The following is an 11308-nucleotide window of genomic DNA, read 5'->3' as shown; positions in this document are numbered from 1 at the left end:
AAATCTGACGTTTACGCCCCGGACGTACGTGCGTCCGGGGCTGTAGGTACTGCTGTTTATTCGTTATCCGACAATATGGTTCTGCTGTACCAGCTCATCGAGCGTGGTGTGAACGTTCTCCAGGGTCACAAGGTTAGTGGAGTGGTACGTGGTGCCCGTACCGTCACGGTCGATGGAGATCACGGTGTTGTTCCCGCTGCTGGTGACGGTGAGATAGTTGCCGAGCGATGAGTTCTGCCCGTCCCAGCCGACCAGCAGTGCGCTGACGTCTATCTTGTCGCCCTGCGCCAGTGAGAAGTTGCTCCAGGTATCCGCGGTGCCGTTGCCGCCCGTCGCGTCGTTGGCGCTCAGGAGGTGGTAAATCAACGTATCGCCGTACACGCTGCCCACCAGACGGTCGGCCTGGTCGGTACTCACCACCTGCGGATTCATATCAATCGTCAGGGTGGCGGTACTGGTGTGGCCGCTCTGGTCGTTAATCGTGTAGGTGAACGTCTCCTTGGTCGTCATCGCTGAGAGGGAAACCCCACTGTTAAGCGTGTAGGTGTAATGCCCGTCAACGCCCATGGTCAGCGTGCCGTACTGGCCGTTGATGGTGGCGGTGCCGGTGCTGCTGGTAGACGGATCGAGAGTGGCAGTGCTGCCGCCCGCGCCGTTCACCGTCAGCAGGGTATGCACGCTGCTGATATGGTCGTCGGCATAAATATTGCCGGTGACGCTGTTCACTCCTGAGGTTTCATAGTTCGCCAGCGCCACGGTGGTGCCGTGAACGGTTGGCGTGACGGTGATATTCCCCAGACCCAGCGCACCCACGCTGCCGGTATAGTCAAGGCGATAGTTTCCGGCGTGCAGTTCGACACCGCTGAGGGCGATATCGATATTGCCGCCGAGCAGCAGCCCGCCGTTGAACGACCCGTGAGCCACCTGAACGTTGTTGTTGTCGTACAGCGCCCAGGTGACGGTCAGCCCGCCGAGCGAGAGCAGCGACGCAACGTTAAAGTGCAGGATAACGTTGGTGATCGCCGTACCCGCCGCCACTTCGACCGTCCCGGTCCCGTTCTGCGAGGTCGGGGAAAGCAGTTGTGCACTCCAGCTGGCGTTGCCGACGCTGCTGTCGGTGAACGGCTGCGAGGTGTCCTGCAGGGTGGTGACCGCAATCTGGCTGCTGACGTCGTTGACCGCATCCAGCGCCAGCGGCGTTGCGGTGATATTCAGCGACGCACTGCTGACATCACCGTTCGGCGCGCGGACGGTGTAGACGAAGCTGTCCGGCGTACTGATGGTGTCGGCGCCCACGCCGCTGTTCAGGGTGTAGGTGTAGTGGCCCTGCGCATCGATGGTCAATGTCCCGTACTGACCGGTGATGGTGGTGGTGCCGGTGCTGTTGATCGCCACACCGTTCACCTCCGTCACCACGGTATTTGCCGGCGCCGAGTCGTTCGCCAGAATATTCCCGTTGGTGGAGGCGGTAGTGCTGTCCACCGCGTAGGTGTGATCCGCCTGAATATTCATGGTGTAGCTGGTGGCCAGCGCCAGCCCGCCGGAGGCGAGGAGCATGAACAGATAGTCCCCGCCCGGCAGCGTGATGGTGTAGGCCGTGGAGTTACCGCTGAGCAGCGCGGTTATCCAGTTCGGCTGTACGCGATACTGCTCGTACTGCTGAATGGCCGGGTTGAAGCGGTAGACGTACAGATCGAACCCGCCGACCGTCACCCCGAGCACGCTGGCCTGTACCGTCAGAGTACGGGTGGCACCGGCATCAACGTTGAACTTCACCGGGTCGGTTAAGCCGTTGACCAGGCTCACGTCCAGCACGTTACCCAGCCCGACGTTGGCAAGCGTGAAGCCCGCCTGGTGCGAGGTACCGTTATCGACCGACGCGACGGTGGTGCTGTAGGTCAGCGATGCCGTGTCATCAACCGCCGTGACGGTGCTCGCCGCCGGGCTCTGGCCAAGGGAAACCACCAGCTTCGCCGAAGAGTGATCGGTGCCGTGGGTGAGGGTGTAGGTGAAACTTTCCGTACGCCCATACACCGACGCCGAGGTGTTAGTCAGGGTGTAGGTGTAGCTGCCGTTCTGGTTGATATGCAGGGTGCCGTATTGACCCTGAACATCAATCCCGCCGACCGGCACGGTGATGGTATTGCCGTTGGCATCGGTAATGGAGGTCACCACGGTACCCGACGGCGCGTTGTCCTGGCCGTTGGTCGGGTCGGTGTCGGTGATCACGTTCCCCGTTTCCGAGGTGTTACCGGTGATGGTCCCGGCGCTGGTTTTCACCAGTGCGACATCGAGGCTGGTATAGGACCCGGTGGCCAGCAGGTTGGTGTTGTAGGTCACCACCCGATAGTCGCCGCCGGTTAAACCGCCGTAGTTGAGCGTCACGCCGCTGGAGCCGATGGTCAGCAGGTTGGCGAACTGCGGATTCGAGGTATCAACTACCGTGACCCAGGCGTTCAGACCGGTGTCGAAGCGCTGGATCACAATCTCCATGGTACTGAGCAGCGACAGCACGATCCCGGTGGCGGCGGCGTTAATGGTGACGGAGCCGCTGCCGTTCGGGTCGACGCTGAAGTTTACCGAGGCGGTATTATTGCCCAGCACGTTCGCGACCGTTCCCAGCGCGTTCACCAGCATAAAGCCGTAGTCGTCCAGATGCTGGGTCGTGACGGTGGCGTTGGTTTGCAGCGCCAGAGTGGTGATGTTGTCTTCCGCCAGCAGCGGCAGTACCGGTGCGGTAATCGACGTTGGCGATGAGGTGTTGCCCGCCGAGTCGGTGGCCGTCGCGGAGAGCAGTTGCCCTTCAATCTGGCGCACCGGCAGGGTGACGCTGTACACTCCGCTGCTGTTGGCGATAGCCGTAACCGTGCCACCACCCGGCAGGGTGATAGTGACCGTACTGCCTGCTTCCGCGACCCCGGTAATGGTGCCGCCGTCGGTGCTGATAAGCGCCGTCGGTGCCCCCGGAGGGGTGGTGTCGACAACAACGCTGTAGGAGGTGGACAGAACCCCTGTGCCGTTGACGTTGGTCGCGGTTGCAGTAAAGGCGTGCGCTCCTTCGCTGATAGCGTTGGTTGGGGTGAAGCTCCAGTTGCCGTTGCCGTCGGCGGTAGTGCTGCCCATCAGTACGCCATTGTTGAAGACGTTGACGGTGGCGTTTGCCTGCGCCGTACCGGTGATGGTCGGACGGGTGTCGTTGGTGCTGGCACCGGCGGCCACCGTGCCGAGGATCGGGCCGACGTCGTCAATCACACTGATAAGCAGCGGTGCTGGTGGGGCGCCGGTGAACGGTGCCAGCGCGTTGCCTGCTGCGCCAACGTTGCCTGCGGCATCCTGAGCGGTGACCAGCAGCGTTTGTCCGCTTATCTGCGGTGGGCTCAGCGTAAAGCTGAAGTTACCAGAGCCGTTCGCCGTCGCGGTGCCAAGTACCGTCCCGGTGCTCGACGTAATCGTGACGGTGCTGTTCGGCTCCGCCACCCCGGTGAGCAGCGTACCGTTGGCGTTCACCGTCAGGCCGGTCGGAACCGGCGGCGGCACGGTATCAACGATAATGGCTGCCGCTGCTGACATGCCGCTGGTGTTACCGGCGACGTCGGTCGCGGTGATGGTGAACGAGTGCGAGCCTTGTGCCAGCGCGGTCGGCGGGGTGTAGTTCCAGTTACCGCTGCCGTCGGCGGTGACGCTGGTGACGAAGGTGCCATTGTCATAGATGTTGACCGTGGCGTTGGCTTCGGTAGTGCCGTTCAGCGTCGGCTGCGCATCGTTGGTTAGCTGGTTGTTACCGATCGGGCCATTGAAGATACCGCCGGCGACATCATCAATGATGCTGGTGATCGACGGCGTGGCCGGTGGTGTGGTGTCGACGACGATACCGAAGCCCGCGGTGGCGCCGCTGGTATTGCCTGCGGCATCGGTCGCGGTCACCGTGAAGCTGTGCGAACCGGTGCCGAGCGGGGCGGTTGGGGTAAACGTCCAGCTACCGTTGCCCTGAACCAGAGCGGTACCGAGCAGGGTGCCGCCGTCATAAATATTGACGGTGCTGCCTGCCTCAGCGGTGCCGCTCAGGGTTGGGCGGGCATCGTTGGTCAGACCGCCGTTGGTCAGCGCGGCGTTGAAGACGCCACCCGCAACGTCATCGACAACCGTCAGCAGCACCGGCGTTGGTGGTGCAACGGTATCTATATTGAGGGTGAAGCCCGGCGACGTCGGGCCGACGTTACCGGCGGCATCGGTGGCAATGGCGGTGAACACGTGCTGCCCGTTCCCGAGCGCCGCTGGCAGATAACTCCAGCTGCCGTCCGCCGCTGCGGTAACCGTTGTCAGCAGGGTGCCGTTATCATAGATAGCCACTTTCGCGTTGGCTTCCGCCGTACCGCTCAGCAAGGGTTGGGTGTCGTTAGTGAACGCACCGCTTAGCAGGATCCCGGTGCCAGGCTGCACATCATCAACCGCCTGAATAATCGCCGGTGCCGGAGGAGCTACCGTATCTACCACGATGTTGAACGCCGTCGATGGTGCACTGACGTTACCTGCTGCATCCGTTGCCGTGACGGTCAGCGCATGCGGGCCGTTGGTAAGCCCGGTACCCGGCGTGAAGCTCCAGGCTCCGGTGCCATCCGCCGTGACGGTGCCTATCAGGCTGCCGTTATCGTAGATTTTCACCGTTGAGTTGGCCTCAGCGGTGCCGCTGAGCGCCGGACGGGTATCGTCCGTTGCCTGGCCGCTGCTGAGGTCACCCTGCAGCGCGCCCACATCGTCAACCACCTGACCGATCGCCGGGATCCCCGGCGCGGCGGTATCCACGGTATAGGTAAACCCGGCGGACGGTGCGCTGACGTTGCCTGCGCTGTCCGTCGCGGTGACGGTCAGCGTGTGCGGGCCGTTAGTGAGCGCGGTACCTGGCGTAAAGCTCCAGGTGCCACCCGCCCCCACGATGGTGGTGCCGATTGCCACGCCATCGCTCATTACGGTGATAGTCGCCCCGATTTCGCCGGTCCCGGTCAGACCCGGATGGCTTTCGTTGCTGATGCCACCGCCGGCGATCGGGCCGGTCACCGGCGCGGTATTGTCCTGCACCGTCACAATGGCCGGGGCCGGCGGCGCAATGGAGTCCACCTGAATGGTAAAGGACGCCGACGGTGAACCGGTGTTGCCCGCCGGGTCAGTGGCGACGGTGGTGAATACGTGCGGTCCCTGACCGAGGGCGGTGCCCGGGGTGAAGGTCCAGTTGCCGGAGCCATCGACGACAGCGGTGCCGATAGGTGCGCCATTATCGCGAATGGTGATGGTCGCACCGATTTCGCCGGTGCCGTTAAGCGTTGGCTGGGCGTCATTGGTGAGCTGGCCGTTAGTCAGCTGTACGGTACCCCCCACGTCGTCCACCACCGTGACGATTGCCGGTGGAGGCGGCGGCGTGGTGTCGACGACAATCGGGAACGCCGTCGAGGCAGTACCGATGTTGCCTGCCGCATCGGTTGCGGTGGCGGTCAGCGAATGGTTTCCGTCACCGAGTGCAGTGCCCGGGGTGAAGGTCCAGCTCCCGGAGCCGTCGGCGGTGGCGGTGCCGATTACCGTACCGTTGTCGCGGATGGTCACGAGTGCGTTAGGTTCGGTGGTGCCGGTCAGCGTCGGGGTGTTGTCGTTGGTCACCTGACCTGGGGTGAGGTTCACCACGGTACCGACATCATCGGTTACGGTCACGATGGCCGGAGCGGAAGGTGCAGCCGTATCGATGGTTATCTGGTAGCTACCGGATGCCACGCCCTGGTTACCTGCCGCATCGGTGGCGCGGGCGGTAAAGGTGTGGCTACCGTCACCGAGCGTACCCGTCGGGGTAAAGCTCCAGTTACCGCTGCCGTTCACCACCGTGGTACCAATGGCCACGCCACCATCGTAAATGGTGATGGTGGCGCCGACTTCGCCGGTACCGTTAATGGTTGGCTGCGCGTCGTTGGTTGCCTGACCATTATTCACCGTACCGACAACCGGTGCTACGTCGTCAGTGACCGAGGTAATGGCCGGTGCCAGCGGTGCGCTGGTATCGATGGTGATGCTGTAGGTCGGCGACTGGCCGCTGTCGACCCCGGTGACGGTCTGGGACACCGCAAAACTGTGGGTGCTGCCGTTCACCAGCGGCGTCGGGAGCGTGTAGCTCCACGCCCCGGTGGTGGCATCAGCCGGAACGGAGGTAATCAGTACGCCGTCCTGGTAGATATGCACCGTTGCGCCCGCGGTGGCAACCCCCTGCAGGGTAGGCAGCGTGTCGTTGGTGGTTTTACCGTTACCGACGACGCCGGTAATCGGGCTGACGTCATCAAACACTTCAAGCGTTGGCGGATGCGGGACCGTTGAGATGGCGGAAATAAACGGCGTCTGGAGACTCTGGTTGCCCGCCGTATCCTGCGCGGTCGCCGTCAGCGCCGTTCCGGTGGTTTGCGCCGGAGAGATAGTGACGGTAAATGCCCCGGTGATCGCATTCGCCAGGCCGGTGCCAAGCACATTGCCACCGTTGTCTTTAATAATCACGGTGCTGCCGGGCTCGGCGGTACCGCTGACCAGTGTACCGTTCGGATCGACGATAGTGACCAGCGGAGGGGCCGGCGGGCTGGTGTCCAGATTCAGGACTATCGGGTTACCGGCAGGCAGACTATTGCCTGCGGCATCCTGGGTGCCGAAGGTGATGGTGTGCGGGCCGTTGACCACGCCCAGCGGAACATCGACGCTCCAGGTACCATTTGCCCCCACCGTGGCAACGGCTACGGCAATCGGCAGGCCATCAACATAAACCAGTACGGTGCTGCCTGGTGTACCGGTGCCGCTGAAGGTTGGCGTGGTGTCGTCGGTTACCCCACCGTTACTTACGGAACCGGTAATGACCCCTACGTTATCCTGAATATCGGTCACCTGTGGCAGGGTCAGCGGCACGGTGTTAACGGTAAACGAGATGCTGTTGGAGCTGCCGCTGGGGTTACCGGCCGCGTCGGTGGCGATGGCGGTGATGGTGTAGCTGCCGTCGGCAAGGGCGGTACCAGGGGTAAAGCTCCACAGTCCGCCGACGACGGTGGTGGTGCCGATCACGGTGCTACCGTTGTACAGAGTGATGGTCGCTCCGTTATCTCCGGTCCCGCGAATGGTTGGCGTGTTGTCGTCGGTGATAGCGTTAGGTGCCAGGTCGCCCTGGATGGTACCGACGTTGTCGTTCGCCGCGAGGATCGTCGGGTTACCCGGAGGGGTGATATCGATGTTCAGCGTAATCGGCAGCGACGGCAGGCTGACGTTGCCGGCGGCGTCGGTCGCGGTGATCGTAATCTGATAGCTGTCCGGGTTTATCGCGGTGCCTGGCGTAAAGCTCCAGGTGCCATCAGCGGCCACCAGCGCGGTGCCAAGCGGGGCAGCATTGCCATCGAGATAGACCGAAATAGTATCGCCCGGGTTCGCGCCCGTGCCGCTGAAGGTTGGTGTGGTGTCGTTGGTGTTGCCGTTGGTCACGACCCCGACCACCGGCAGGACATCATCGGTAATGGTCGGCGGCAGCGGCTGCGACGGCGGCAGGTTGTCGACCGTCAGCGTGAAGTCGGCGGATGGAATACTAATGTTGCCTGCCACATCGGTGGCGGTGGCGGTGAAGTGGTGCTGGGCATTATCGGTCAGCGGCGGTGACGGAACAAACGTCCAGGTGCCGTTTGGCTGCACCGTCGTGTTGCCAATCACCGTACCGTTATCCGAAATGATAATTCTCGCTCCAGCCTCACCGGTGCCGGAAATAGTTGGAGCCGTACTTTTGGTGCTGCCGCCGTCAACGAGCGTGACGGTGGTACTGCCGACCAGCCCCTGCGCCGAGAGAATAACCGGTGCGGCTGGCGGGGTGGTGTCGATAGTCAGGGCAAAGTTTCCGGCGGCGCTGGTGTTGCCAGCAGCGTCGCTGGCGACGGCGGAGAGCGCGTGCGCCCCTTCGCTCAGCGGCTGCGTCACCTGGAAGCTCCAGGTGCCGCCGGCGATAACGGTGGTGGTACCGATGGGGGTCGCGCCATCGTAAATGGTAATGGTGGAACCGACGTCGCCGGTGCCTTTCAGCAGCGGCAGGGTGTCGTCAGAGCGCGAGGTGGTCGGCAGATCGCCCTGCACGCTGCCGACATTGTCTGCCGCAGCGATGATAACGGGTGCCGAAGGTGCCTGAGTGTCAACGGTAATGGTTACCGTTGTAGGAGAGGTAGTGACGTTACCCGCCGCGTCGGTGGCGGTGAGGGTGATGTTGTGATCGCGATCGCCCAGCGCCTGACCAACCGGCACCGGGTAGCTCCAGGCTCCTCCGCTGTCGACGGTGACGGTGGCCATCAGGACCCCGTCGTCGTAGATACTCACCTGCGTGCCGGGTTCGCCGGTACCGGAAAGGGTCGGGGTCGTATCGTTGGTCACGTTACCGTTGTTGAGGACGTTGCCGGTAATGGTGCCCACATCATCGTTCACCAGGGTTAATACCGGGACCTGCGGCGGGACAGAGTCGACGATGATGTTCCAGCTGGCGGCGGGGCTGGTATTACCCGCCGCATCGGTAGCGGTCACGGTCAGCACGTGTGCGCCCTGACCCAGCGACGTCCCCGGCGTGTAGTTCCAGTTACCGCTGCCATCAGTACCTACGGTTGCCAGCAGGACACCGTTATCGTAGATCTTCACCTGCGAGTTAATTTCCGCCGTGCCCTGCAGCGTGGGTTTGTCGTCATTGGTCAGTTGACCATTGCCAATCGGCCCCAGGCCGTTGGCCACGTCGTCGATGACCGCGCTGATAATCGGCGTGGCGGGTGGGGTGATATCCGGGGCAACCGCCGAGGCGTTCGGGCTGGTGTTGCCGCTGCCGTCGGTTGCCGTCAGATCTATCGTTTCACCGTTAGTCTGCGCCGGTGAAATTGGGATCGTGAAGTTACCGCCGGCATCTGCCTGGCCCTGGCCGATAGTATTTCCGTGATCGTCTTTAATGATAACCGTGCTACCCGCTTCAGCGCTGCCGGTAACGGAGGCGCCATCACCGGCGACGACGACGCCTGTCGGGGCGTTTGGTGGTGTGGTATCCGGTGCGGTAACCGGCGTGTCGGTGCTGGTGTTACCCGCCGCATCGGTCGCGTTTGCTTCCAGCACTTCGCCGTTAGTTTGTGGTGGAACCAGCGTGGCGGTGAAGGCCCCGCTGCCGTCGGCGGTGGCGGTGCCGATGATATTGCCGTGCGGATCAAGAATATGCACGGTGCTGTTCGGCTCTGCGGTACCGGTGACCTGATCCCCTGCATGGTTTATGGCCAGGTTGGAAGGCGGTACCGGAGCGGTGGTGTCCGGGGCGGTGGCTATGCCCGGTAAACCTGGGTTTCCGGCAGGATCCGTCGCCACCGCCGTCAACGTTTCACCGTTGGTCTGTGGCGGGGCGATGGTAATACTGAAATGGCCATCAGGTCCGGCGGTGCCGGTACCAATCGGGTTACCGTGGCTGTCGTTAATGACCACTGTGTTTCCGGCTTCTGTGATACCGGTGACCGTGACGCCATCGTGTGAGACGGCCAGGTCGGTGGGTGGTGCCGGTGGCGTGGTATCGATGTTAACGGTGAATGCCCCGGAACTCGCGCCGGTGCCCGCCGCGTTGGTGGCGGTCACCGTAAAGGCATGTGGGCCATCCGGTAGCGCGACCAGCGGCGTCCAGCTCCAGTTCCCGCTACCGTCAACGGAGACGCTGACCAGCAGAGCACCGTTGTTATAGATATTAACGGTGGTATTTGGGTCCGCAGTACCTGAAATGGTCGGGGTAGAGTCATTGGTGGACTGATTGTTGCTTAACGGACCCGTGCCCGGTGCAACATCGTCCACGATGCTGACAATCACCGGTACCGTCGGGAGGCCGGAGCTGGTGGCGTTGAACGGAGTATCCGGGCCTGTGTTACCGGCGGCATCGTGAATTTCTGCGGTCAGGGCTTCGCCATGCGTTTGCGCAGGCGTAATACCGATACTGAAGTTGCCGCTGTTATCAACGACAACGGAACCGAGAACATGATTATTGCTGTCGATGATCGTAACCGTGCTGCCGGGCTCTGCGCTACCGGTGACGGTAGTCCCTTCAGGGTTAATCCCGGTGATCGTCGCGGCCAGCGGCGGGGTGGTATCGACAGTAAAGGCTGGAACCGTGGTGGCAACGCTCGGGTTGCCCGCGGCATCTGACTGAATCACCGTCAGGTTATGGACACCGTCGCTCAGCGGTGTGCCCGGGGTGAAACTCCAGTTACCGCTGCTATCCACAACGGTGGTACCAAGCAGTACGCCGCCATTGTCGTAAACCGAAATAGTAAATCCGGCGACGCCGGTACCGGTGAGCGTTGGCGTGGCATCGTCGGTGACGCCGCCGCTGGGGATGGCGCCCTGAATGGAGCCGACGTTATCAATTTCCTGGCTGACGGTCGCCGCCGGTGGTGGGTCGGTATCCACGACGATGGGCCACCCGGCAGAGGTTTCGCTGCTGCCCGACCCATTAGATGCGCTGACCGTTATCTGGTGCGAACCGTCGGCCAGCGGGGTTGTCGGGGTAAATGACCAGTTGCCGTTGCCATCGACCACCACGCTACCTATTTCAGTGCCGTTATCATAGATATGTACCGTGGAGCCCGCGGTACCGGTACCCTGCAGGGTCGGCGTGTTGTCATTGGTTGCCTGGCCGGGTTGCAGCGTGCCGGTTACCGGGGCGACGTTATCGGTAATGCTGCCGAGGACAGGTACAGAAGGGGCTTTAGGATCCGGGTTGGAGGGATCAGGATCTTTGCTGCCACCAGGGTTGACGCTTCCTGGATTGCCATTTCCGTTGCCATTTCCGCTACCGTTATTGCCTGAGTTGTTGTCACTTCCTCCGCCGCCACCCCCGCCGCCGCTGGCTGCCAGAGCAACACCACCGCCAACAGCGAGTGCACCCAGCACCCACGGCCAGGCGGCAGCGCCGTCATGACTCCCTTCGGCGGCCATCAGCGAGGTTAAATCATCAATATGTTCGAAGTGGAAGGCACCGTCGGTGTCCTGAACCCACCACAATGCACCGTGGTTATCTTCAAGCACCAGCTGACTGGGATCCTGATTACCACCGGCATAGAAATTATGAATGGTGATTTTTTCACCAGAGTGCAGGGTGATAATCATGTCCTGACCGGAGCGGACAATGCTGGTGATGTCTGAACGCTCAAGCTGCAGCTTGACGATAGAAGGTGCACTTAGCGTAATTTCAGAGGCTTCAACCTTGTTACTCACGCCAGTTAATTTTGAAATTATAGATATAGGACGCATTGTTATC

1 protein-coding gene is annotated in these 11308 nt (G+C 62.1%); it reads right to left on the bottom strand.

Annotated elements, in window-relative coordinates:
• Window positions 1–63 precede the first annotated feature (63 nt).
• Complete coding sequence (locus tag C7387_RS11700; protein ID WP_120816759.1) at window positions 64–11301, bottom strand: BapA/Bap/LapF family large adhesin; 11238 nt, start codon at window positions 11299–11301, stop codon at window positions 64–66.
• Window positions 11302–11308 lie beyond the last annotated feature (7 nt).

Source organism: Yokenella regensburgei (assembly GCF_003634235.1).
Taxonomy (GTDB): Bacteria; Pseudomonadota; Gammaproteobacteria; order Enterobacterales; family Enterobacteriaceae; genus Yokenella; species Yokenella regensburgei.
Note: the sequence above shows the minus strand (reverse complement) of the source record. Positions and strands in the feature narration are given on the sequence as shown.

Excerpts from the sequence above, each read along its gene's own strand:
- C7387_RS11700 (WP_120816759.1), bottom strand. The coding sequence starts at position 11,301 with ATGCGTCCTATATCTATAATTTCAAAATTAACTGGCGTGAGTAACAAG.